We start from the raw sequence: 25,576 nt of genomic DNA, 5'->3' as shown, positions 1-25,576 counted from the left end.
CGGTCTCTGGCGTATGTCAGTTGTTAATAAAAAAATCTACTGCCATGTATAGGTGACATTGACAACCGACTGTATAGAGCCCTGAGTGGCACTTCCTGAAGACGTAATTGCCCGGACTTCAAGATTAAACGTTGTGGACAGTGTGGAATCACTGACCGCTGACGTCAGCGTACCGCCATTAGTCACATTATTCCCACTGCTGTCTGCCAGTTGTACGGCAATCTTTCCCGCCGTTCCCTGGTTTAAGAAATAAGTGCCGGTAGAATCCGACGTGCCGGTAAACGTCGCCTTCACACTACTGGTACCGACGGGGCAATTTGTCAGATTAAGCGCCACGGCTTTCCAGTCAGAAACGGACCCTGCACTCTGCAGAGTCGATGTCGATAATGTCCCCAGACTGACGTTGGCGGTGGTCGTGCTGATCGTACAGGGTTTAGCGACAACCTGGCCGTTAATGGTAATCGTGACATCTGCTGCCTGCGCAGTAGCCGCTGCCAGACAGAGTACTGCACAGATAGCACCTGAATATATTGTTTTCATCTCTGCCCCTGTCTATTCAAATTCCAGAGTGATGGTCGCGGAGGCAGTCACTGCTCCGGCAGTGACCGGATAGACGGTCGACATCATCCGTGCATAAAACGTCAGGCTGTTAGCCTGACCCGCTGTCAGTGAGTGCCAGCTCATATCACTCTCACTCTGATTGATGGGGATAACCGTCTTATCGCTATCAAGGATCTCAACGCCTATCCCCTGAGCATCAGTACTGGCACCGCTATCAATTGCCAGTAAGGTACTGTTCGTCGTGTCTGCTACACCGGTAAAACCGACTTTGACGCCGCTGGCCGCACTGCCACAGGATGAGAAATCCAGAGAGAAAGACGCCATCGGTGAAACCGCCCCCGTTTTATAAAACGTCTTGGACGAATAGTTCATAAGATTCACCGTCATTGTCTTTGAGGCCGTGGAGACAACGCAGGTATTGTCCTGAACCGTCCCGGTGATATTGATAACACTGTCCGCCGCCAGACAACTACCGACCATCGAAAAGGACAGCAGGGATAACATCAGTGATAAATATAATTTCATAATAATCCCCGGTTACTGACAGTCAGCAGAGGTATAGCTCAATACCTGTTTTTTACTGGAAACAGGCAACTGATAGCTGGCAACACATTGCTCTGCCGCACTATTACCCCATTTAACATTGATTTTTCCGCTCAGAGGTAAACCGGACAGATACACCTGACCTCCGTCGCCGACAATACCTGAAGACTGGCTGGCAGCCAGCGATGCGGTCGCTCCGAAAGGAATAGGTTTGCCGTTATGGGTAATAGTCATAATCACTTTCAGTCCGATATGCGTTTTAAAGTCAGCACGGACCACGGCACCATAAGTCGGCACCACATTGATAACGGCATCGTCCATATCAACGTTATTCGCTAAGGTATTCGTATCCAGCGCAACGCGGTTTTCACGATAGTTTAACGCATAAGGCTGGACAGCATACCCGCGCCAGTCAGTCCTGACACCGGTCTGGTTTTCCACCGACACATGTGCAGCACCTGGTGCTTTAATCAGTACCACCGTGTCATTCAGTGGCTGGCTGAGGGTGACGCCGTTAGCATGTGCCAGAACACCCCCGCTGACACCATAGTAAACCTGGTTGTAACCGTCGCTGCCGCTATAACCAACGTTAGCGTTGCCATAAGCCCCCCGGTAATACAGCGAGGCGGTGTTGTTGGATGAGTCTGAGGAGGATTCGCCACCAGAGGTATACCCTGTCTGTACGTTATAGCTGAGGTTGTTATCCTGCAGCAATGTTCCGTAGACGCCCACCTGGTTAGTCGATTGTCCTTTGAAATTACTGGAACTGTTATAACTAACACTTGAGTGACGGAACACGCTGGTATCATCTGAACGCATCCAGTGGCTGAACGGAATATTCACATTCAGTGACAATACCTTGTCCGTGCCTTCCGCCCATGCATTTCTGTTCACGCTGTAGTTGACGCTAAACGTAATGTCGCGGATGGAACTGCTGTAACCTGCCTGTAGCTGCAGATCATCCTTGCTGGTTCCCCAGTAGGTCTGCTGACTTCCGGTCAGATAGAGTGTAGATGTCTTACCGACCTGCTGAGTAATGGTCGCCTGAAGGCGTCCGCGCTTACTGTATGCCAGGTTATAGTAATCGGTATAGGTCGGCTTCACCTGAAGCTCGCCGTCCTGAGTCACCACCGAATAGCCACTCATTTGATTCCAGGTGGTATCGGCCAGCGAGTAAAAGCCTTTGGTGGAATAGCGGTAGCCTACCAGCTGGAAGTTTGTGTGTGTATCCTGCAGTGACTTGTTATAAAGGAAACGGAAGGACTGGCCCTGATGACGAGTGTTGTCGGTCAGCGTGGAGTTAGCCTGAGTCGCATCCACGGATACCGCCCCCAGGATGCCAAGGTTCTTACCCAGCCCCAGGTTATAAGAATGGTAGTTATCCGACTGCTGGGTCCCGCCATACAGCGTAAACCCGGCCGGTAACCCCCACATAGCGGTTCCCTGTGCAAATTTAGGGCTGGTCTGTTCGCTGTTACCACTACGGAACTCACCGGCGGTCAGACCATATTTCACCCGTCCCTCACGTTGTAACAGCGGTACAGAAGAGTAAGGTACGGTGAAAGATTGCGTAGACCCGTTGGCTTCAGTGATCGTTACCTGTAAATCACCGCTACTGCCATTCGCATTCAGATCATTAATGGTAAACGGCCCCGGCGGAACCGTTATCTGATAAATATTATAGCCATTCTGGCGGACCGTGACTTTGGCGGTTCCGGTAGCAATACCATGGATCACCGGAGCGAATCCCTGCTGGCTGTTCGGCAGCATATTGTCATCAGAGGCAAGCTGAATGCCTCTGAAGTTCAGACTGTCAAAGATATCGCCGCTGGTATAACTGTCCCCGACCGTCAGACGACTACGCAACGGAACAACATCGCGTTCCAGATACGTATTAACATGCTTCCAGGTATTTTGAGTATACCCGTTGCTATTGTCATCGTAACTCCACGTCGAGGTATCTCTTAACCGCCAGGCTCCGAGGTTAAAGCCACTCTGCAGATTAAGATAGGCATAAGAGCTACTCCCGCCATTCGGGGTACGTGCTTTATTTCCGGTAAAATTATAGTTCAGCAGCCCGGCGGTGATCCCGTTGTCCCATAACTCAGGAGGAATATAGCCCTGAGCCTGATTGTGCATCATGGCCTGCGGAATACTCAGAGAGAGACGCTGGGTGCCGGCATCAAAACGGCTCGATGCGTCTTTACTGATCATACTGAAGGGGATGCAGGACTGATTTGCCAGTGCGGCGATGCCCGGGATGGCCAGGACATCCACTCCCATATCAGACAGCTGTCCCCGGGTAATGCAGGGATCCAGGGACTTTTTATCCGGACTTAATCTGAAATCTACCGTCCGGGTAGTGTAATAACCATCATTCAGATAAATATCGACCCGGTATTTCCCTGGAGGAGCCTCAAGACCACTTTCAAACTGGGATAAATCAGCAACAGCCCCTGGGTCGTTTGATAAAAAACGGGGGTTAAAATAGACATCCGCATGGGCAGCGGATTGACATGTCAAAGCCAAAAAGACTGCCAATGGTGTAATTGCCAGATTTCGAGAAGAAATGTATTTTGCTGATAAGGCCATTAGTAAAGTCATCCCGTATAGAATGGCATTTAGTGACCCGGCAATAAAAAGATATTACCGGTATCATTTCAGGGAAGTACGATATTTACTCAAAAATCCCGTTACTCACCGGAGTTAATGCACCGAAATCATTAATTGTCTGGTAAGTGATTTGATTTCCCGACCCCGGCAGTAATGGCACTGAAGTATTCCCCATTGGTGGTACCATGGTATTCGCCAGTTCTTTATTACCAGCCTTCAATGACGTTACGGTCAGATAATAAGGGGTCGGATTAATCAGCATCAGCTGTGAACCGGATTTCCGGAAACGTAATTTCTGAGGTGCGGCTTCCGGAGGCATACTTAATCCTACCGGACGATAAAAGAGCTTAATACGGCTGATAATCGCTAATTGCAGGGTATTTTGCTTTTCCTGAGAGGCATTCATTGACGGAATCGCTTTAACATTCATCCAGAATAATGTTTCACGATCCTTCGGCAAGGTCTGATTGGTTCCGTCAATAATACGTAAGGTATTTTCTCTTTTACCTTTAATCACAAATAGCGGTGGAGTGACAACAAAACGTTCTTCACGTTGACCTGCCGCATTTTCTATCCATGACTGGATCAGATAGGTACTTTTATCATCGTTATTAGTGATGCCTAATGAGACCTGTTTTTGGTTAGAAGGATAAACGACCCGGGTAGCACCAAGAGCAACACCAGCTTGCGCCTGACCTGCTATACCTAAAGAGGTTACAGCCATAAAACCGATGGCCAGCATTTTCTTACGGATACCTTGAATCATTATTTTCTCCTTCACCAATAAATTTTTGTTAATCAGATGTTGTTGTTCGTTTTTTTATTACTGATAAGTTAAAGAAAACCAGGCCTGTGCATTAGCAAGACCACCGGTTACCTCGCTTGAGGTCGAACGGTATTTGGCGATTAAATTAAGGATAAGCGGACCGGAATGGATATCCCTGAGGGAAAGAAGCCCGCTATTAATCGGTATTAAATGACCTTGTTCATCAAAAAGAGCAATGCCGACGCCATGGGCAACATTATTTCCTTGTTCAATCGCCAGCAAATCAGGGTTCTGTTGATCAGCGACGCCACGAAATACAATATTCATATTCCGTTTTACAAGTTGGCTACAATGCTTGAAATACAGAGAAAATAAAACGGGATCAGAATCATCGCCGGCATGGGTAAATTTATTATTACTTACCTGCCCCATAGGTACGGTCAGATATTGTTCACCATCATCAACAATACAGGTATCAGATAAAATCTCTCCCTGAAACCTCATTAACCCGCCAGCCAGTGTCACACTATCCAATGGCGAGGCTATTGCCTGCCCCATGGCTACCAGCAGGAAAAAAAATCCGGTTTTCCACATAGCATATTCTCTGTATCAGGAAAATAAAAGTCGGACCCTCCCTGGTCCCGGGTATAGATATACCCGCTATTCATTCTTACTGATACTGAACCTGGAAAGTGGCATCAGCATTAGCTGTACCGGCAGTAGCTGCGCCCAGTGCATAGTAACGCGCCTGGAATGGCAGGGTATTAGTACCAGATACCAGAGTTTTCGTGGTGCTGAAAGTTGCACCGTCCAGAGCCAGCGCTGTACCAGTGCTGTCCAGGATCTGGATACCTACGTTAGAGGCTGAACCTGCTGAAGAGCTCTGCAGGGCTAATACAGCCGGGTAAGAAGTTGAAGTACCCGTTGAGCTTGTGCTGGTCGCCTGAACGCCCGCAAAAGCGATAGAAGCTTTAGTTGCAGTTGAAGTATCGCAGTCATCTAACTGGATATTAAAACCAACAGCGCTGCTGGTATCACCAGTAGCAGCCAGGGTGCTGGCCTTAACCTGACCCAGCTGTACAGTTTGATCAACAGAACCAGCATCTACCGCACAAGCTGCATCAACAACCTGACCTACGAAATGAACAGTACCACCGTTAACGGTAGTAGTGGCTGCGTGTGCCATGGATACAGTCAGAGACAGAGCAGAAAGGACGCCAACTACCAGTGATTTGATTTGCATACAGTTTGCCTTATTTATCCAAATTAAAATTAAAATTAAAATTGGCGGCCAGCTATCCGGTTCAGTGCAATGAAGTTCATTTATAACCTTCCTGTAGGACCACCTGTTCCGGGAAATGTGCAAAAAGTGCCATTCCGCGAACGAATTCAGAGTAGGACTTATCTGAGTAAAAGGCAAACATACAGTTAACTAAAACTAATATTTTTTCATTGCAGCACTTTGAATTCTTTTCTTACATTTAACATAAAATAAACAGATCAAGAAAAAAGAGAAAAAAAATCAAAACCATTAATAATCAAACAGTTATGACGTTACAATCACTATCGTAACTATAAAAACCAATAGAAATCACAGTAAAAAAAATTTAACAATGAAATTGTGATACCTTTTACCTATTTATTCATTTTCAATGATAGAAATAAGCAATAGATAATTTAAAATTCAGTGATGATTTATTTAATATTTACTGAATGATTGGTGCAACACCATCACATCAGGCTATCAAAGAAGAAAAAAAAAATGATAAAAACTATTAAATAACCCTGGTTATTATCATTTCCGGAGCGGGCTTATGTAATGGGAACGTAAAAAAAAGAAGATAAATGAAATAAAATACAAGTTCCTCCCGAAAATCCCCGGACTAATCAATAATCACATGTTGTTAATATTTAAATTAAAATAATTAAAAAAAGCAATTAATATACCTGCCTGAATATTAGTACGCCGACTGATAATCCTGACCGTAATCCCAGCGTTCCTGCCAGTGCAGCAGATACGTCCTCGCCAGAGACGGGAGATCACGAATAACCACCACGTTTTCAGAATTACGTCGTTCGGCACTGGCCGTGTAATTAAATGAGCCTGTCTCCACCGTCTTCCCGTCGACAATAATGACCTTGTCGTGCTGTATCGGGTAATGGTGATCGGTTCTCAGAGGAATGCCATTGTTCACAATGAAATTCATTGCAGCAATGCTGGATTTGCTCCGGTTCCCTCGCTCATCGACCACTATCTTCACATCGACCCCGCGCTTTCTGGCATCAGCCAGTGCCCGTATAATATCCGGCGCAGTAAAGGAGTAGGAAAGCATACGGATGCTGCTGTGGGCTGAGGCAATAGTCTCCAGCACCAGTGTCCGGGCACTTCCTTCCGGTGAAAAACCGACATCAACAGACGGCCCGGCGGCGGATACGGAAAAGGTAACCGAACTGCACAGGAGCCCCGCTATACACAAAATCGTTTTTCTCATGAGTGAATACTCTTCCCTTTATTCTTCAGCCCCGGCGATCTCATCCCGGGCGGCTTGCCCTGACTATCGTTGTCCCCCGCTTATAATTGTGTGGAGGACCGCAAAAAAACGTCACCCTATCATTTGCGGACACAATAAAAAATCCGCCATTCCTGAAAAGAACGGCGGACGCTAAGTTTTTGTACTGAAAGGAAGATCAGGGAGTGTCAGCAGGCCGGGTACTGCTGAAAAAGATATCAGGGTGAAGGCTGTCGCCGACGGTATCACCGTTAAGCGTCCGTACCAGGATGTCACTACCGAGTTGTTGTAATGAAAGTACACCGTCAGGATGAACGCGTTTAATTTTACTCATATTCTGACTGTCATGTACCAGTGCGATAGTTCGGGTATCTTCACCACCCGCCTCTTTAGCCGCCAGGACCACAAATGCGTTATCCGCATCATTATCCATCAGTGCCACAATGTACCGGGCTTTCGCCGCACCCGCTCGCTCAAGTACCGGCGTCGAAGAGGGATCGCCTTCAATAACATCGGTATCGGCAGAAAACGAGCTCCGTTGCCCCGGATTACAGACCACCGTAACAATGCCTCCGGTATCCGTCAGCCCCTGACTGACGCTCTGAGCCAGTGACGATGAGCCGGCCACAATATAATGATTTTTACGTTCCACGTTTGAGAATCTGCCTTTAAAAATTCGCTGAATATTATGACTGATTAGAGAGCCGGCGATTGAGGCCACCGATGCCGCAAAAATAGTAATCCCGAGGATAATCACGGTCAGTGTAAACATTCTGGCGACCGTGGTATGCGGAGAAATATCACCAAACCCCACCGTAGACATACAGACCATAACAAAATAAAACGCGGTAGAGAGATCTTTCACCGGCGGGGTAAACTGGTCACCCAGATAAAGCGTACCCAGCATTCCATACCCCAGCAGCGATAAGATACTAATCATCGCGAAAATGGTGGTACTGCCCAGGCTGTGTTTATCAAAATGACGCCAGTGAAAAAGTAAGGCACCGATGGTGATCAGGGAGTAAACCACCTCGGTGTGGTGCGCTTTTAAAATAAACGCATTCGCCACAGCAATACAAATTAACAGTAAGACAGAACTGAACCAGGCAATCCGGGTGCGCATCAGTAACGTAAACGCCATACACGACAACACCAGGCCTATCATAAAGCGTGGTATATCCATCGCTTCCAGAAAGCCCAGTGCATCACTCCACGAATGGAAATTATCCAGTCTCTGCGGCGCATTATAGATGACCCGGTGCAGCACAGGGCTTAACATCAGATACCCGTTATGGGCCACCATTAACACCAGGCAATAGATCACCAGTTTAGGGTTTCTGAACAACTTAACCAGCTTCATCCATTTTTACCTTATTTATCCAGTCGTTGCTGTCTTCCTGCATCGAAGTGTTGACAGATATACGACAAAATACTCCCCTGTTGTTATAAATAAGACTAATCACTCACTGCCATTCCGTAAAGCCCGGACGCTTCTGTCACCTGGCAGGTACGCTCTTTACTCCCGGGCAAGGCGGTGCCGGAAGAAGGTTGAAATATATCGGCAGGAAGACGCCGGCGACAGAAAAATGGGATAAAAAAGCCGGGAGGCCCCGGCAAAAGAAACAAGACAGATACCCCCTGGCAGAATTAACTCACCATCAGATTCCCCATCATCCCCAGCTCTTCATGTTCAATAATATGACAATGATACATACGCATTCCCGGGGAGGTTTGCCTCATACGCAGCATTACCACCTCTCCTGGCTGGAGGTTAATCGTATCTTTCCAGATAAGGTAATCAGGCGAACTTTTAACCCCACGCAATGAACGCTGTACCACCTGAAACTGCCCGCCATGAATATGGAAAGGATGATCCATCGTCGTCGCATTAATGATCTGCCAGTTATCCACCTGCTCCGCAATGCTATGTAAGTCCATCCTGTTAACATCAAATGACTTACCATTGATCAGAAATGCCCCTTTCGGCGGTATACCACTGGCTTTATTCTTCATGATGTCTGCCATTTTCTCGCTCATCATGGCTCTCAGTGGGTTATTTCCGGGCGGTAGTGCTTCAATCCGGCGTAATTCCTGTCCCGGTTTCACCGGTGCTGACTGTGGCGTGAAATCAATATCGGCGATAACGGAGGCGACTTCGGCGGGCGGGCTCATCATACGATGGCGGTTATAAGGCAGTAAATTCAATGCATAATGCTGGCTTTCCCCCTGGACGAGTAATTCAAGCCGTTCGCCGGGCGCCAGCAATACTGATGTCTGAGGCTGAGAGACTTTTTCGGTCAGACCGCCATCACTGCCGACCACCAGCCACTGTGCTCCCGGTAGCGATAGTTGCAGATAACGGGCACTGCACAAATTCCAGACCCGGAGACGATGCTGCCCGGTAAGGTGAATGCGCGGCTGCCGCTTACCATTGATCAGTACCTGCTCCCCTTCACGACCATCCACCCAGTCACTGTAAGTATTTTCCGGAATCTGCCCCTGAGAGTCGAGACGTAAGTCACTGATCACCCAATGCTGTTCGGGAAGTTTTTTTAGCGCCTCGTCCGGGTGACGGATGATAATAGGTCCCGCCAGCCCTTTCGCAATCTGCGCCGATGCCCCGGTCAGCGGGTGCGGGTGATACCAGTAACTTCCGGAGATATCCTCCGGTAACGTAAAGCGGTAAACCCGCGTTTCGCCGGGCGCAATAGGATCTTCCGGGCCACCATCCTGCGAGGAAGGTACCGGCAGGCCATGCCAGTGCACAGTGGTTGCTTCTTTCAGCTGATTAATAAAAGTTATTGTTACTTTCATTCCGGCTTCCAGCTCAATCAGCGGCCCCGGTAACTGATTGTTATACACCTGACACCGGGTCGGCCCGGTGTCCCGGGTAAGCTGGATATCACACTCCCGGGCAATCAGGGTGCCCTGAAACTCACCGGCATGGGACGATTCATTTTTCAGTACTGACAGCGACGGTAAGGCGGAACCGACCGGTAACCGGGGCTCCGGCAACAGCGCAGCATCGGTGGCCTGATGCTGAGGCTCTGCGGCCGACACCGTCTGCCGGACAAGACCTGCAGGTAAGCACGCAGATAAGGAATATTTTAGAAAACGACGTCTATGCATAAAAACACCCTTCCAGATTTACGGCCAGGGATACGTGCCGGCTTTCACACCATCCCTGACGAAACGACTGACAATCTCCCGCCGTAATTTCACGACATCCGCGACCGAGTGCTCGCGGTTCATTTTAACTTCCGCGGCCGTAAACGGTCGGGCTTTCACATCGCCCCACTTGTGATTGACATAATTCAGTAAATCCGCGAGCTCGGTATCATCCAGACCGGCTGAAATAACGCCCGGCACATGGAGCACATACACACGACCTTGCGGATCATCGAGGAAAGAACCGATATACCCGGGCAGGGGGGGGATCCCCCCTGCCACCGTTCCGGAACCATCAATATCATGGCAACCGGAACATTTAAGCAGGTAGTTCTGCTGAGGCGTATTGGGAAGAGCCATGGCGGAGGCAGAACAGAAAAGCAGTAACAGCGCTACCGTCTTCACTGCTCTGACAGCATGCTGCAGCATCACTTACCTCCGTTACGGATCTTCAGAAGCTCCTCATGCGATAACGGTGACTTCTTGTATTTATCGATCATGGCAGCATCCGGGCCCCCGGGGACGTGATTCACTTCCCGGAGTACGTAGGCGGTGATATCAACGAGATCGGCGGTATCAATAAAGTCCTGAGGCGGCATCACCATCCCTTCCGTATCCCCGGCCGGCGTATGCAATGTTCCGCCCATTCCGCCGGTGACAACCCCCGCAATATATTCAGAACGTTTATCACCGAGCCCCTGCCATAACGGGGCATCTTTCAACGGCGGGGCCATGCCCGGAATACCGGCGGCATCCTCCCCATGACATCCGGAACAGTTCGCCACAAACTTATCGCCCCCTGGCGACGCTTGTGTCTGTGATACAAAAAGACTGATCGCAGAAGCGAAGATCACTGATGAGAGTTTATTCATTGGCGATCCCCACCAGCGTTGCCACCGTGCAGTAATACCCTTTGTTGGTATTTGCCATGCACCAGTTGATGTCATTGTGCAGGCCCATACGGTAACCGGGACGCTCCCCCTGACTGGTGAAGCAGTTAACAGAATTACTTACCGTGGCTTTACCGCAGCAGTCATTGTAAGAAACCAGGTAGTTTTTATTATCGTGGGGATTCAGGCAGGTACCGACCCATGAAACTTTAGACGCTTCAGAGCCTGCCGGACAGGTCGTTACCGTGCCCCCGGAAGAAGAACACAAATTTCCGTCCAGCGCGCAGTATCGCCAGTAGCTGCAATCGGTATCGTCTGTTGTCGCTTTTTCGGCCGCATAGGCGTTACTCATGCCGCGGTTAAAGGGTAATAGCGGCATCACCCCGGTCCCCACCAGCAAAACACCGGTCTTCGCCAGAAAATGGCGGCGGCCAATATTTCGGGCCGATTTACGGAGGCGGGTTTCAGAAAAGGAATCCATAGCTCCGAACAGCTTATTGAATAATTTCATTAATAACTCTCCTGCATATATTTTGTTAGTGTCCGGCAGAGGTGCTCTGAGCCCAGGATTGCAACGAATCAAATCCGCTTTCTTTTGCGTTAAACAGGCTTTCGAGTTGCTCACGATTATTGATTAACCCTTTGGAAACTACGGTTCCGTTTTCATCCAGCAGGACAGAGAACGGCAGCCTGGCAACTTTCCAGGTCATACCCAGCTCCCGGGACAGGACATAAGGGATAGCGGTCAGTGCTTCCTGCACGATAAAATTTTGATGCTGTCGGACATCCCCGTCACTGGCCAGTACCACTGATAACCAATGACCTTCGCTTTTACGTAAATTACGCACGACAGGGAAAAGGGCTTTACAGATAGGACACCCCGGAGCCACAAACAGGATCAGCTGATATCCCTGGCGCTGCCCCCCGATCACCATTTCTCCATGATGCATGGATGACACGGATAAAGACGGCGTAGTGTCACCAATCGCCGGGCCACTATTGTTCATCATGGCTCCGACCGGAGTAATACGTTCAAATAACACCCCCACCTGCCGTGACAAGGCAAAGAAAGCGATGATCAGCATGGCGACGAGCAGACTCAGAAAAATGACGGCAAAGATAAGGAAAGTATTCATAGGCCCTCCCGGGAAGATGATTTTGCGGTGAGCTGATGCTGCAGATCGCTATTACGTATCAGTTGTTCAAATAACTGATAGCAGACCCATAACAAGCCGCCCGCACAGACAGAAGCGGTCAGTGACAGAACACCCGTCGTTTGCATGGGCAGGCACAGCAGCCCCGTTGCTGACAGTAAAAGGAGGATATTACGCAGCAGCAATCGCCCGGAAACCCGCAGAGGAGTGTCACCGCAACCGCATTCAACCGCAGTTTTACCTGTTATCAACGCATAGCCAATCGCTGACAGATAGATAAGCAGCAGCGCGAACATTCCCGACTGACCCAATAATGTGGTGTGAGGGATCAGGCTCATCAGCAAAACCAGTGCCTCAGCGAGGGCCAGCCCCTGAGCGATACGGTAACTATGCCGGCTGAACACCGGATGGTAGTTAGCGATATAACCGGAAAAACGGAGCAGTCCTTGCCGCTTATGTAGTAACGACTGGCTGAACAGCAGCACCAGAAAAGTCAGCAGGGCGAAATGTATCTGTGATAACAGGTCAGTTTCCATATCAGTAGTCCACCATCAGGATCTGATTAAAGGTACCCAGTCCCTTAGCTTCTCCGGCATGTCTGGCGGTAAAATGAGGCCCTGTCAGGGTATAGCGCTCGACGGTACCTCCTTCATTATTTTCACCTTCGCTCAGCGTAAATAACACCGGCGAAGGAGTGCCGGAAACAGCGATAGATATCGGGTCTTTGACTTTAATCCGGGTCGCCACTTTGTGGGTGCTCATATTGATACCCCAGACTTCTTTCGCCCCGTCTTTATGGCTTCCTTCATGGGCGCCAGGATGCATGGCGACAAACAGAAGATTCGACGGTTTGTTGAATGCCAGTACCTCAAAACCACCGGGAGCCCAATGCCCCTTGATTCCCTGCGTATAGCTGAACTTATTCACCAGGGTGACTTTGGCATTCTGATCATCCAGAACATAGATATTGCCGTTGAACGAGGTGAAGTAGGTATTTTTACCGTCCCGTTGAGCGCTGATAAACAGGGGGTCTTTGACCGCATCAAAGATCTTATCGCTCTTGGTCGCGGTGTAACTTTTCAGATCATCGGAAAGCTGGTAACTGGTAACGGTTCCATCCCCGCATAATGAACTGAATCGCTTGTCATCAGCGGACGGATAAATAGCCCAGCAGCCTGGTGTCGGCACCTCTAACAGGTTTTTACCGGTACTGAGCTCAATAACACTGACCGACGCGGCGGGCGTTGCATTTTGTACAAAGGCATAGAGATTATTGCGGGATAATTTGAAGGTATTAATGTTGGCACTCACCTGAGCCATTTTCGGTGAGGTTTCCATCTCTTTATTCAGGGCCGCGGTCTGAATATCAAATTTCTGAACGACTGCATCAGCAGGTCCCCAGACAATCCGTTTCGGATAGACCGAAGCTGTATAGAGTGACTTACGGTCTGCGGATAAATCCATCTGGGCAATAAGGCCGGTCGACAAGCTTCCCTGGGTTTGTAACGTATCCCCTGACAGGAAAGTAATATTCGTTGCACCGCTCCAGCTCTGATCCATCACAAACACATTCGGACCGGGCTTTATAGTTTTCTCAACACCAATCCGTTCCGGACGGAACGTTTCATCAGCCTGTGAAGCGCAGGTATAGCCAAGCGCCGTCAGCACTGAAAGACATAGCAACATCTTTTTCATATGGTTACCCTTGATTATAAAAACATACATCCCTTAGCATAATGTGTGCCAATTAATTAAAAATACGGTTTATCAGCCACCTGAAGCAGAATGCCCCCTGGCAAACCTTTCCCTGCTGAGTCCGTCAGTGAACTGCACTCAGGCAGTGCGATCATCACCAAAAAAGAGCATGTCAACACAGGGCCGTAGGAGTATGCGCCGCCCGGAATCCCGTCAGCGATAAGCTAAGCTTCTGACCGGGGTCAGAGAACCCTCTGATTTTTAAGGTGTCATAGAAGGAGGAGAGATTTACGCGAGGAACCTCAGCGATCTGAAATACCGTAAAATCTGCCACCCGCCTGCACATTCACAACCCTTTATTCTCAGTAAATAAACAGCCTGACCGGTATGAGATTCTGCCATCGCAGGCGTAACTGAGTGGGGTAAGGATAAGAAAGGCTGAAACAATTTTATGGCCAATAAAGGATGTCAACGGACATCTTTCCGGGCACGATGGGCACAAAGAATAAAATGCTTTTGTCCGGAACCGTACTCCTTATGCCTGTTGCTCCGGAGCACGGATAATTTTCATATCCATCATTTGCGGACAGATATTTCAGGGGGATCAGAAATATACCTGTCTGATAAAAATACTCTTTTGTTATCAGCAGAGGCAGCCGTATCCTTAGCCTGTGGGCGATGACAGATTTGCCGAAAATCACCGGCCACAAAGGATCCTGCCCCTCTACAGACGCATTATTTCACTGGCCTGGTCCCTTTATTCAGGACTATGCGTGACTCCTTTCCCGGATCCCGGCAAAGGATTTCGCCTGTAATGGGGCGGCCTTTTGTATTGCTGACCGATGTCTGCAGCACCCAGGCACTGCCGGAAGTTTCATTTTTGGTGGTACATCACGAGAACCAGCCGGCTTTGGAAGCGTCGTATCGGTTTCCCCATAAAAAAACCGGCAGGCTGTTATTCAGCACTGCCGGTGTTTATTACTGATAAGCGCGAATTGCCGCGCAACAGGCTTATTCTACGGTGACAGACTTCGCCAGGTTTCGAGGCTGGTCAACATCCGTGCCTTTGATCAGGGCAATATGGTAAGAGAGCAGCTGTAACGGGATAGTGTAGAAAATCGGCGCCAGTACCTCTTCAACATGGGGTAACGGAATGATTTTCATATTCTCACTGTCGGTAAAGCCGGCATCCTGATCGGCGAATACATACAGTAATCCCCCGCGGGCGCGGACTTCTTCAATGTTCGACTTCAGCTTTTCCAGTAACTCATTATTCGGGGCAATGATGATCACCGGCATATCCGCATCAATCAGTGCCAGCGGACCGTGTTTCAGTTCACCTGCCGCGTAAGCTTCCGCATGAATATAAGAGATCTCTTTCAGCTTGAGCGCACCTTCCATCGCGATCGGGTACTGATCACCGCGGCCGAGGAACAATGCATGATGCTTATCGGAGAAACCTTCTGCCAGCGCTTCAATCTGCTTATCATGCGCCAGAATCTGCTCGATGCGGCTTGGCAACGCCTGTAACGCATGAACAATCTGATGCTCCACCTCTTCCGGCTGGCCATTCAGCCTTGCCATTTTCGCCACCAGCATCAGCAGGACCGTCAGTTGTGTGGTGAAAGCTTTGGTGGAGGCAACACCGATCTCTACCCCGGCTTTTGTCATCAGCGCCAGATCCGATTCGCGTACCAGAGAAGAGCCCGGGACGTTACAGATCGCCAGCGAGCCCAGATATCCCAGTTTCTTAGAAAGACGCAACGCACCCAGCGTATCTGCGGTTTCCCCGGATTGTGACAGCGTGATCAACAGGCTGTTTTTCCGGACCACAGACTTACGGTAACGAAACTCAGAAGCGATCTCCACATCACAGGGAATACCGGCCAACGATTCAAACCAGTACCGGGAGACCAGTCCGGAATTATAAGATGTCCCGCAGGCAACGATCTGAATATGTTCCGCCTGCCCTAACAGAGACTCAGCTTCCGGCCCCAGCTCACTCAGGTCAATGATGCCCTGATGAAAACGGCCCTGCAGTGTACTTTTTATGGCCATCGGCTGTTCATAAATTTCTTTCTGCATGTAATGCCGATAGGTCCCTTTATCACCGGCGTCATAACGGGCAGAAGATTCGATCTCGGGACGGAAGACCCGCTCACCGTCGGCAAAAATCGTCACAGAACGGCGGGTCACTTCTGCAACATCACCTTCTTCAAGGTAGATAAAGCGGCGGGTGACCGGTAATAAAGCCAGCTGATCCGATGCAATAAAGTTTTCCCCGACCCCGCAGCCAATCACCAGCGGACTCCCGGAACGGGCAGCCACCAGCACCGAAGGATCATTACTGTCCATAATGACCATTCCGTAAGCACCGCGCAGTTGTTTGATCACCCGCTGAACAACCTCACACAGGCTACCGCCCTGCTTTTGCTCATGATGAATTAAATGAGCGACGACTTCAGTATCCGTCTCCGAAGTAAACTGATAACCCAGTGCGCGGACCTGTGCCCGTAATTCTTCATGGTTTTCAATGATACCATTGTGTACGAGGACGATATTCCCGGACACATGCGGATGAGCATTCTCTTCTGAAGGTTCGCCGTGCGTTGCCCAACGGGTATGCGCGATACCGGTACCTCCGGGCAGGGGGTGTTGCTCTGCAGCATCCACCAGTGCCTGAACTTTCCCGAGGCGACGTAAGCGGGTCATCTCTCCCGGCTTATCCACCACCGCCAGTCCGGCAGAGTCATAGCCGCGGTATTCCAGGCGGCGTAAACCTTCCAGTAATATTTCAGCGATATCACGTTGTGCAACTGCACCTACTATTCCACACATATATTTAATCCTGAGGTTATGGTGTCTCCACCATAGAAATTGTCATCTGTTCGGGCTGACCGACACAGCAGATCCCCCGGGACTCAAAAAATGAGGGGGCATTATAGTCACGGCTTGTCCGGGCATAGATCGCTGCCGGTGCTCCGGAAAATGACAGATAACTTATTTTTTTACCGGGCGTGACCATCCGGTTTTTTCAGTCTGTTGCTTACGATTATAAACCAGTGACTCTTCGTCTACGTCGTGCATCACTGTCGTGCCTGCAGCAATAGTAACATTGTCGGCGACACTGACCGGTGCAATAAACTGGCTGTCGGAGCCCACAAATACGTTATCACCAATGATCGTCTGCGATTTATTCTGACCATCATAGTTACAGGTGATGGTTCCGGCACCGATATTCACCCCGGCCCCGATCGTCGCATCGCCGAGATAACTTAAATGGCCGGCTTTAGAGCCTTTTCCAAGGGTCGCTTTTTTAATTTCTACAAAATTACCCACATGGACCGCTTCTGCCAGAGCCGTTCCCGGCCTCAGTCGGGCAAATGGCCCGACCGTACAGGCTTGCTCAAGGTGTGCATCCTCTATCACAGAATAAGGACTTATCTCACACCCCTCGCCAATAACACTGTTGCGGATAATACAACCGGCACCGATCCGGACACCGTGCCCCAGCACCACGTTCCCTTCCAGGATGACGTTAATATCGATATCCACGTCACGCCCGTGTGTTAATTCACCCCGCAAATCAAACCGTTCAGGATCCCGTAGCATCACTCCTGCCAGTAATAATTTACAGGCCTGCTGACGCTGATAAACACGTTCCAGTGCGGCCAGTTGTTGCCGGTTATTGACCCCTTCGGTCTCACTACTGCTGTGCGGGTGTACCGCCTCTATGCGCTGGCCTTCCTGATGAGCCATCGCAATAATATCAGTAATATAATACTCTTTTTGGGCATTATTATTCGTCAGTTGCGATAACCAGCGTTTCAAATCTTTGCCATTGGCGATCAGAATACCGGTATTGATCTCGTTGATGGTTAGCTGTGCCTCACTGGCATCTTTTTGTTCGATAATACCGGTCACTTCCCCGTTCTCACGGACAATACGGCCATAGCCGAACGGATTGTCCAGCACCACGGTTAACAGACCAATCCCGCCTGCCGGTTTGTTATCGCGTAGACGCTGTAAGGTCTGTTGAGAGATCAGTGGCACATCGCCATACAGCATCAGAATATCTTCATCATCAGAAAACCACGGAGCGGCCTGCTGCATCGCATGCCCGGTGCCCAACTGTTGGGACTGCTCAACCCAGTGTAAAGAAGGATCCTTCAGGGCTGACTGCAATAGTTCCCCACCGTGCCCGTAGACCAGATGGATATTCGCGGCACCCAGACCTTTCGCAGCATCAATCACATGCTGCACCATGGGTTTTCCAGCCAGCTGATGGAGGACTTTCGGAAGATCCGAATACATTCGGGTTCCCTTACCTGCTGCAAGGATAACCACACTCATTTCATTATCTGCCATCATCAGCCATCGCTTTTCTTTAAATTCGAAAAAAACACAGTATAACGCATAAGGATAATGATACCTGACCCGATTATCTACAGTCAGAATCCTCTCTGTTTTTATTATCAAAATCCTTAACTGTGATCCCGTCCCCACTCCGGCCACATTGTTGCGGGGGCCTCATCACTCACTGACCGCAACGGTGGTTCAGAACAAGGTCACCGACGATGCGGCAACAGGAAGACTAAAACGTAAAAAAGCCGGTAAGTTTTCACTTACCGGCTTTATGCAATGCCATCGAGCTACATTGCTTACATCGCTTTCCTGGTCAGTTCGATCACGCGCAGTTTAGCAATGGCTTTCGCCAGTTCAGCAGAGGCCTGAGCATAGTCCACGTCGCCGTGACTTTTGTTCATGTGTTCTTCTGCTTTACGTTTTGCTTCCAGTGCACGAGCTTCGTCCAGATCGTCGCCACGGATGGCGGTATCAGCCATGACTGTGACAGCAGTTGGCTGAACTTCCAGAATGCCACCGGAGAGATAAATAAACTCTTCGCTGTTATTCTCTTTGACGATACGAACCATACCAGGTTTGATGGCAGTCAGGAGCGGGGCGTGACCGTGAAAAATTCCCAGTTCACCTTCACTACCTGACACCTGGATATGTTGTACTTCACCGCTGAACATCTGCTGTTCAGCGCTGACAACGTCCAGGTGATAAGTCTTAGCCATATCAATCCTCCCGGGAAACTGTAATTACAGTTTCTTAGCTTTTTCTACCGCTTCGTCAATAGAACCAACCATGTAGAAAGCCTGCTCAGGCATATGGTCAAACTCACCGTCCATAATACCTTTGAAGCCACGGATGGTGTCTTTCAGAGAAACGTACTTACCAGGCGCACCGGTAAAGATCTCTGCAACGAAGAATGGCTGAGACAGGAAGCGCTGAATTTTACGTGCACGTGAAACCAGCAGTTTGTCGTCTTCAGACAGTTCGTCCATACCCAGAATAGCAATGATATCTTTCAGTTCCTGATAACGTTGCAGAATAGACTGCACGCCACGGGCAATATCATAGTGCTCCTGACCAACAACCATTGGATCCAGCTGACGGCTGGTGGAATCCAGCGGGTCAACGGCCGGGTAAATACCCAGGGATGCAATCTGACGGCTCAGGGTGACTGTTGAGTCCAGGTGAGCAAAGGTCGTTGCCGGAGACGGGTCAGTCAGGTCATCCGCAGGAACATACACTGCCTGTACGGAAGTGATTGAACCGGTTTTGGTTGACGTGATACGTTCCTGAAGAACACCCATTTCTTCGGCCAGTGTTGGCTGATAACCTACCGCAGAAGGCATACGACCCAGCAGTGCTGATACTTCAGTACCGGCCAGGGTATAACGATAGATGTTATCAACGAACAGCAGTACATCACGGCCTTCGTCACGGAATTTTTCAGCCATAGTCAGACCGGTCAGCGCAACGCGCAGACGGTTTCCTGGTGGCTCGTTCATCTGGCCATAAACCAGAGCAACTTTATCCAGAACGTTAGACTCGGTCATTTCGTGGTAGAAGTCGTTACCTTCACGGGTACGCTCACCTACCCCTGCAAATACAGAGTAACCGGAGTGCTCGATAGCGATGTTACGGATCAGTTCCATCATGTTGACGGTTTTACCCACACCCGCACCACCGAACAGACCGACTTTACCGCCTTTTGCAAACGGACAGATCAGGTCGATAACCTTGATACCCGTTTCCAGCAGCTCAGTAGAGTTAGCCAGTTCTTCGTAGCTTGGTGCTGCACGGTGAATTGAGTTCACCTCAACATTGCTGCCATCTTCGTTCTTCAGGTCGCCTTTCATATCGATTGGCTGACCCAGTACGTTCATGATACGGCCCAGAGTCGCTTTACCGACCGGTACCTGAATCGGTTTTTGCAGATCGGTCACCTTAAGGCCACGTTTCAGGCCGTCAGAGGTTCCCATTGCAATCGTACGAACGACACCACCGCCCAGCTGCTGCTGAACTTCCAGCACCAGACGGGTATCACCATTTTCAACCTCGAGAGCGTTGTACACCTGTGGTACAGCGTCCTGAGGGAACTCGACGTCAACTACGGCGCCGATAATCTGGACAATCTTTCCAGCTGCCATCTTGAATCCTCTACCTAATTCGTTACCTGGTTAAACCGCGGAGGCTCCCGAGACAATCTCGGTAAGTTCCTGGGTGATGCTGGCCTGGCGGGCTTTGTTGTAAACCAACTGAAGCTCTTTGATCAGCTCGCCACCGTTGTCGGTTGCAGCTTTCATTGCCACCATACGGGCTGCCTGCTCGCTGGCCAGGTTTTCTACAACACCCTGATAAACCTGAGACTCGACATAACGACGCAGCAGAGTATCCAGCAGCGCTTTTGGATCGGGTTCGTACAGGTAATCCCATGTTTTTGTCTTCAGTTCTTCATCATTGTCTGTTGCCGGTAACGGTAACAGCTGATTGAGGACCGGAGTCTGGGACATGGTGTTGTTAAATTTATTGCTAACGACATAAAGTTTGTCGATGCGGCCTTCATCGTAGGCTTGCAGCATGACTTTTACCGGGCCAATCAGATCGGACAGTTCCGGTTTATCACCTAAGCCTGTCGCCTGAGCCACAATATTAGCACCTGCAGATCCAAAGAAAGACAGGCCTTTCGATCCGATAATGGCCAGATCGCTCTGAACCCCTTTTTCGGACCAGGCTTTCATATCTGCCAGCAATTTTTTGAACAAGTTAATGTTCAGACCACCACAAAGCCCGCGGTCGGTAGAAACGACCAGATAGCCGACGCGCTTAACGTCACGCTCTTCCAGGTAAGGGTGCTTGTATTCCAGATTCCCTAACGCCAAGTGACCAATCACTTTGCGAATAGCATCTGCATACGGACGGCTGGCCGCCATGCGTTCCTGCGTTTTACGCATTTTGGAGGCGGCGACCATTTCCATCGCTTTGGTGATCTTCTGCGTATTCTTTACGCTTCCGATCTTACTACGTATTTCTTTTGCGCCGGCCATGAGCTTCTCCTCAAAGTCAGGCGGCTTGCCAGGTCAGGCAAGCCGCAAGACATTACCAGGACTGAGTTGCTTTAAACGAATCGAGCAGAGCGGTAAGCTTCGCTTCGATTTCGCCGTTAAAGTTACCCGCTTGGTTGATTTCCTGCATCAGTTCAGCATGTTCGCGATCCGCGAATGCCAGCAGAGAAGACTCAAAGCTGAGGATTTTAGAAACCTCAACATCACCCAGGTAACCGCGCTCAACCGCAAACAGGACCAGGCCTTGCTGTGCAACAGACATTGGAGCGTACTGTTTCTGCTTCAGCAGTTCAGTTACTTTCTGTCCGTGTTCCAGCTGTTTACGGGTCGCATCATCAAGGTCAGACGCGAACTGAGAGAAAGCTGCCAGTTCACGGTACTGTGCCAGAGCAGTACGGATACCGCCGGACAGTTTCTTGACGATCTTAGTCTGTGCTGCACCACCCACACGGGATACAGAGATCCCAGGGTTAACCGCAGGACGGATACCGGAGTTGAACAGGTTAGATTCCAGGAAGATCTGACCATCAGTAATCGAGATTACGTTAGTCGGAACGAACGCAGAAACGTCACCTGCCTGAGTTTCAATGATAGGCAGAGCTGTCAGAGAACCGGTTTTACCTTTCACTGCACCTTTGGTGAATGCTTCAACATACTCAGCATTGACGCGAGATGCACGCTCCAGCAGACGGGAGTGGAGGTAGAAAACGTCACCAGGGAAGGCTTCACGGCCCGGCGGACGACGCAGCAGCAGTGAAATCTGACGGTAAGCAACGGCCTGTTTGGACAGGTCATCATAAACGATCAGAGCATCTTCACCACGGTCACGGAAGTATTCACCCATCGCACAACCGGCATAAGGCGCCAGGTATTGCAGGGCAGCAGACTCAGAAGCAGAGGCAACAACGACAATGGTATTTGCCAGTGCACCGTGCTCTTCCAGTTTACGCACAACGTTAGAAATCGTTGACGCTTTCTGGCCGATCGCTACGTAGACACATTTAATGCCTGAATCGCGCTGGTTGATGATAGCATCGATAGCCATCGCAGTTTTACCAGTCTGACGGTCACCGATGATCAGCTCACGCTGACCACGACCGACAGGGATCATGGCATCAACCGCTTTGTAACCGATCTGCACAGGCTGATCAACAGACTGACGATCGATAACACCCGGTGCGATAACTTCTACAGGAGAGAAGCCGTCGTTTTCAACCGGGCCTTTGCCATCAATAGGCTCACCCAGGGTGTTAACAACACGCCCCAGTAAACCACGACCAACCGGCACTTCCAGAATACGGCCAGTACATTTCACTTTCATGCCTTCGGCAAGATCCATGTATGGGCCCATAACGACGGCACCTACAGAGTCACGCTCCAGGTTCAGTGCAATCGCGTAACGGTTACCCGGCAGGGCAATCATCTCACCCTGCATCACATCGGCCAGGCCGTTGACGCGGATGATACCGTCACTTACAGAAACAATAGTACCTTCATTGTGAGCTTCGCTCACGACATTGAACTGAGCAATGCGCTGCTTGATCAGTTCGCTGATTTCGGTGGAATTCAGTTGCATATGCTCCAGTCCCCTTAAGACTGCAAGTCGTCTGCCAGACGATCCAGACGGCCGCGGACGCTGCCGTCAATAACCATGTCACCAGCCTGGATGACTACGCCTGCAATGACAGACTTATCGATTTTGCAATTCAGCTTAACTTTGCGTGACAAACGTTTTTCCATCGCCGCGCTGATTTTATTCAGCTGCTCTTCACTCAACTCGTTGGCGGAAGTAACGTCAACTTCGGCAATCGCTTCATAAGCGTCACGTAATTGAATGAACTGCTCCAGCACAGCCGGAAGCGCTTTCAAACGTTTATATCCTGCCATCACCTTAATCAGGTTCTGGCCGTTCTCATCGAGTTGATCACCGCAGAGAGCAATGAAAGCAGCGGAAACGGTCTCAGGTGCCTGAGCACCGGAAAGGATCCCTGAAACCTGCTTATCACTTGCGACTTCAGCGGTAAAAGCCAGCATATTCTGCCAGCGATCAATACTTTGATGCTCAACAGCAAAGTCAAAAGCTGCTTTGGCGTAGGGGCGAGCTACAGTGGTAAATTCAGACATCAGCCCCTCCCTCCTTACAGTTCAGCGACCAGTTTATCAACGATGTCGCTATTAGCAGCTTCATCCACGGAACGCTCAATAATCTTCTCGGCACCCGCAACAGCCAGCAACGCAACCTGCTTACGCAGTTCTTCACGTGCACGTTTACGCTCGGCATCAATTTCAGAGTAAGCCTGTGCAATGATTTTGTTACGTTCAGTTTCCGCTTCCGCTTTCGCTTCATCCAGAATCTGGCCACGACGCTTGTTAGCCTGCTCAATAATAACCTGAGCGTTTTCTTTGGCTTTTTTCAGCTCGTCGGACGCATTAGCCTGAGCGATATCCAGCTCTTTTTTAGCAAGTTCTGCAGAAGCGAGGCTATCAGCAACTTCTTTCTGACGCTTCTCGATAGCAGCCATGATCGGCGGCCATACATACTTCATACAAAACGCAACGAACAGGATAAACGCGATGGCCTGGCCGAGGATTGTTGCATTAATATTCACAGCACAATGCCTCTTATTAAGTTAGCTTGATCTGCCGTCATCACAGAGGTGATAAACGGCAGAGTTCGTTTATTCGCTGAAAATCACCGAACAAACAACCGTATTACCAGGCGTTACTAGGCGACAGCAAACATCACGTAGAGACCCAGACCTACAGCGATCATAGGGATAGCATCCACCAGACCCATTACGACAAAGAACTGTGTGCGCAGCAGAGGAATCAGGTCAGGCTGACGAGCAGCACCTTCCAAAAATTTACCCCCGAGGATGCCGATACCGATCGCAGCACCGATTGCCGCCAGACCCATCATCACAGCGGCAGCCATGTACAGCAGATCCATACTCACGTTTTCCATGACAGTCTCCAGTTTGTTTCAATTAAATCAGTAGTGTTGAGATAAAAATATCAATGTTCTTCAGATGCCATCGAGAGATAGACAATCGTGAGGACCATGAAAATGAAAGCCTGTAACGAGATGATCAGAATGTGGAAAATGGCCCATGGCACATTCAGAACCCACTGTGACCACCACGGTAACAGACCCGCAATCAGGATAAAGATCAGTTCACCCGCATACATGTTACCGAACAGTCGCAAGCCAAGAGAAACCGGCTTAGACAGTAAGCTAACACCTTCAAGAATCAGGTTGATGGGGATGAAGATCGGGTGATTGAAAGGCTGTAAAGTCAGTTCCTTAGCAAAACCACCTACGCCTTTCATTTTGATGCTGTAGAACAGAATCAAAATAAATACGCCCAGCGCCATAGATAATGTCACATTCACATCTGCAGACGGCACAACACGCAATGCCGGCAAACCAAGGACATGCTCACCCAGGTAAGGCAGCAGATCGATTGGCAACAGATCCATCAGGTTCATTAAAAAGACCCAGACAAAAATTGTCAGTGCCAGCGGGGCGATAAGTTTGCTTTTGCCGTGATACATATCACGAACATTGCTATCGACGAAACCAACAACCAGTTCAATAGCCGCCTGCAGTTTTCCCGGGACACCGCTGGTAACTTGTTTAGCTACTTTGCGGAACAGTACCAGAAAGACCAGACCCAGTACGACAGAGAAAAACATGGAATCCAGGTTTAACGTCCAGAAAGTTGCCGGAGCGTCGTGCGCATTCACCAACTGGAATGTACGTAAATCAAGCTGCAAATGCTGCAGGTGATGACTTATATATTCCTGTGGGGTTGAGATTTCTCCTGCGGCCATGATGCATCTTACCCTTTTTTGTTAATTACAACCGGTGCAATGATTTGCACCACCAGCACCGATAACCAGCTCAGTCCAAGAGGCCAAAACACCGCCCCGAACACACCCAACGCCACAACAAGCAATCCGATGGTGATGAAGACTTTCAGGACTTCACCTAAGGCAAAACTCCAGGCAACACGCCCTTTAGCCGGGAATTGCCCTTGCAGGCGCCAGGCCAGAAACGTAAACAGGACAGCCGGCAGCCATGCCGCTATCCCTCCTGCCAGAGCAGAAGCTCCCCAGTGAATGCTTTTCAAAGTAAAGAAACAACTGACGAGCAAAAAAGTCACCAGTTGAATAAGCAGCACTGTCCGCGCTAATCTCAAACTATAAAGAGATACAGACATGACGGCTTACTCTCCCTTACTTAAGTTGGGTATAT

26 protein-coding genes are annotated in these 25,576 nt (G+C 49.6%); all 26 read right to left on the bottom strand.

Annotated elements, in window-relative coordinates:
* Positions 1-36 precede the first annotated feature (36 nt).
* Complete coding sequence (gene fimG, locus ABD035_RS06895; protein ID WP_343868820.1) at positions 37-540, bottom strand: type 1 fimbrial minor subunit FimG; 504 nt, start codon at positions 538-540, stop codon at positions 37-39.
* Positions 541-552: 12 nt separating this feature from the next.
* Entirely contained in the window at positions 553-1,086 is a 534-nt protein-coding gene (gene fimF, locus ABD035_RS06890; protein ID WP_343868818.1) for a type 1 fimbrial adaptor subunit FimF, read from the bottom strand.
* Positions 1,087-1,098: 12 nt separating this feature from the next.
* A complete protein-coding gene (locus ABD035_RS06885) occupies positions 1,099-3,708 on the bottom strand; it encodes a fimbrial biogenesis usher protein (RefSeq protein WP_425579714.1) in 2,610 nt (869 codons plus the stop codon).
* A gap of 73 nt (positions 3,709-3,781) precedes the next feature.
* Entirely contained in the window at positions 3,782-4,519 is a 738-nt protein-coding gene (locus ABD035_RS06880) for a fimbria/pilus periplasmic chaperone (protein WP_343869001.1), read from the bottom strand.
* A 21-nt stretch (positions 4,520-4,540) separates the two neighbouring features.
* Positions 4,541-5,077, bottom strand: coding sequence for a fimbrial protein (locus ABD035_RS06875; RefSeq protein WP_343868814.1), 537 nt, complete (start codon positions 5,075-5,077; stop codon positions 4,541-4,543).
* Between the two features lie 76 nt (positions 5,078-5,153).
* Entirely contained in the window at positions 5,154-5,726 is a 573-nt protein-coding gene (fimA, locus tag ABD035_RS06870) for a type 1 fimbrial major subunit FimA (RefSeq protein WP_343868811.1), read from the bottom strand.
* 715 nt (positions 5,727-6,441) lie between these two features.
* Complete coding sequence (locus ABD035_RS06865) at positions 6,442-6,975, bottom strand: phospholipase D family nuclease (protein WP_343868809.1); 534 nt, start codon at positions 6,973-6,975, stop codon at positions 6,442-6,444.
* A gap of 196 nt (positions 6,976-7,171) precedes the next feature.
* On the bottom strand, positions 7,172-8,353 hold the full coding sequence (gene kch, locus ABD035_RS06860) for a voltage-gated potassium channel protein (protein WP_343868807.1): 1,182 nt from the start codon (positions 8,351-8,353) through the stop codon (positions 7,172-7,174).
* 287 nt (positions 8,354-8,640) lie between these two features.
* Positions 8,641-10,122: a multicopper oxidase family protein gene (locus ABD035_RS06855; RefSeq protein WP_343868805.1), complete on the bottom strand. Its 1,482-nt coding sequence runs from the start codon at positions 10,120-10,122 to the stop codon at positions 8,641-8,643.
* 18 nt (positions 10,123-10,140) lie between these two features.
* Entirely contained in the window at positions 10,141-10,590 is a 450-nt protein-coding gene (locus ABD035_RS06850) for a c-type cytochrome (RefSeq protein ID WP_343868803.1), read from the bottom strand.
* Positions 10,590-11,033 carry a c-type cytochrome gene (locus ABD035_RS06845; RefSeq protein WP_212713632.1) on the bottom strand — a complete coding sequence of 148 codons (444 nt, stop codon included), beginning with the start codon at positions 11,031-11,033 and terminating at the stop codon, positions 10,590-10,592. The genes ABD035_RS06850 and ABD035_RS06845 overlap by 1 nt, the downstream gene beginning before the upstream one ends.
* Positions 11,026-11,562, bottom strand: coding sequence for a methylamine dehydrogenase light chain (locus ABD035_RS06840; RefSeq protein WP_212713633.1), 537 nt, complete (start codon positions 11,560-11,562; stop codon positions 11,026-11,028). Before ABD035_RS06840 ends, ABD035_RS06845 begins: the two co-directional genes overlap by 8 nt.
* 25 nt (positions 11,563-11,587) lie before the next feature.
* Positions 11,588-12,187, bottom strand: a complete 600-nt coding sequence (locus ABD035_RS06835) for a thioredoxin domain-containing protein (RefSeq protein ID WP_249213523.1) — start codon at positions 12,185-12,187, stop codon at positions 11,588-11,590.
* Positions 12,184-12,741 (bottom strand): MauE/DoxX family redox-associated membrane protein, encoded by a 558-nt coding sequence (locus ABD035_RS06830; protein ID WP_343868798.1) that lies wholly within the window; start codon positions 12,739-12,741, stop codon positions 12,184-12,186. The genes ABD035_RS06835 and ABD035_RS06830 overlap by 4 nt, the downstream gene beginning before the upstream one ends.
* A gap of 1 nt (position 12,742) precedes the next feature.
* The gene (locus tag ABD035_RS06825) at positions 12,743-13,900 is read right to left on the bottom strand and encodes an amine dehydrogenase large subunit (RefSeq protein ID WP_212713635.1); all 1,158 of its coding nucleotides are present in this window, start codon (positions 13,898-13,900) and stop codon (positions 12,743-12,745) included.
* 1,011 nt (positions 13,901-14,911) lie between these two features.
* Positions 14,912-16,738, bottom strand: a complete 1,827-nt coding sequence (gene glmS, locus ABD035_RS06820; protein WP_212713636.1) for a glutamine--fructose-6-phosphate transaminase (isomerizing) — start codon at positions 16,736-16,738, stop codon at positions 14,912-14,914.
* 162 nt (positions 16,739-16,900) lie between these two features.
* Positions 16,901-18,268 carry a bifunctional UDP-N-acetylglucosamine diphosphorylase/glucosamine-1-phosphate N-acetyltransferase GlmU gene (gene glmU, locus ABD035_RS06815; RefSeq protein ID WP_212713670.1) on the bottom strand — a complete coding sequence of 456 codons (1,368 nt, stop codon included), beginning with the start codon at positions 18,266-18,268 and terminating at the stop codon, positions 16,901-16,903.
* 293 nt (positions 18,269-18,561) lie between these two features.
* Positions 18,562-18,981 (bottom strand): F0F1 ATP synthase subunit epsilon, encoded by a 420-nt coding sequence (locus ABD035_RS06810; protein ID WP_212713637.1) that lies wholly within the window; start codon positions 18,979-18,981, stop codon positions 18,562-18,564.
* Positions 18,982-19,005: 24 nt separating this feature from the next.
* Positions 19,006-20,403, bottom strand: a complete 1,398-nt coding sequence (atpD, locus tag ABD035_RS06805; protein ID WP_025901625.1) for a F0F1 ATP synthase subunit beta — start codon at positions 20,401-20,403, stop codon at positions 19,006-19,008.
* 30 nt (positions 20,404-20,433) lie between these two features.
* Complete coding sequence (gene atpG / locus ABD035_RS06800) at positions 20,434-21,300, bottom strand: F0F1 ATP synthase subunit gamma (RefSeq protein WP_212713638.1); 867 nt, start codon at positions 21,298-21,300, stop codon at positions 20,434-20,436.
* 52 nt (positions 21,301-21,352) lie between these two features.
* Positions 21,353-22,894 carry a F0F1 ATP synthase subunit alpha gene (gene atpA / locus ABD035_RS06795; RefSeq protein ID WP_212713639.1) on the bottom strand — a complete coding sequence of 514 codons (1,542 nt, stop codon included), beginning with the start codon at positions 22,892-22,894 and terminating at the stop codon, positions 21,353-21,355.
* Between the two features lie 14 nt (positions 22,895-22,908).
* Entirely contained in the window at positions 22,909-23,442 is a 534-nt protein-coding gene (gene atpH / locus ABD035_RS06790; RefSeq protein ID WP_212713640.1) for a F0F1 ATP synthase subunit delta, read from the bottom strand.
* A gap of 14 nt (positions 23,443-23,456) precedes the next feature.
* Complete coding sequence (gene atpF, locus ABD035_RS06785; RefSeq protein ID WP_025901629.1) at positions 23,457-23,927, bottom strand: F0F1 ATP synthase subunit B; 471 nt, start codon at positions 23,925-23,927, stop codon at positions 23,457-23,459.
* Positions 23,928-24,043: 116 nt separating this feature from the next.
* On the bottom strand, positions 24,044-24,283 hold the full coding sequence (gene atpE, locus ABD035_RS06780) for a F0F1 ATP synthase subunit C (RefSeq protein ID WP_212709097.1): 240 nt from the start codon (positions 24,281-24,283) through the stop codon (positions 24,044-24,046).
* A gap of 50 nt (positions 24,284-24,333) precedes the next feature.
* Positions 24,334-25,152 carry a F0F1 ATP synthase subunit A gene (gene atpB, locus ABD035_RS06775; protein WP_212713641.1) on the bottom strand — a complete coding sequence of 273 codons (819 nt, stop codon included), beginning with the start codon at positions 25,150-25,152 and terminating at the stop codon, positions 24,334-24,336.
* Between the two features lie 8 nt (positions 25,153-25,160).
* A complete protein-coding gene (gene atpI / locus ABD035_RS06770; protein WP_212713642.1) occupies positions 25,161-25,541 on the bottom strand; it encodes a F0F1 ATP synthase subunit I in 381 nt (126 codons plus the stop codon).
* Between the last annotated feature and the right edge of the window lie 35 nt (positions 25,542-25,576).

The sequence above is a fragment of the Tatumella terrea genome (genome assembly GCF_039523755.1).
GTDB classification, from domain to species: Bacteria; Pseudomonadota; Gammaproteobacteria; order Enterobacterales; family Enterobacteriaceae; genus Tatumella; species Tatumella terrea.
The sequence above is the reverse complement of the archived record's forward strand: the minus strand, read 5'-3'. Positions and strand labels throughout refer to the sequence as shown.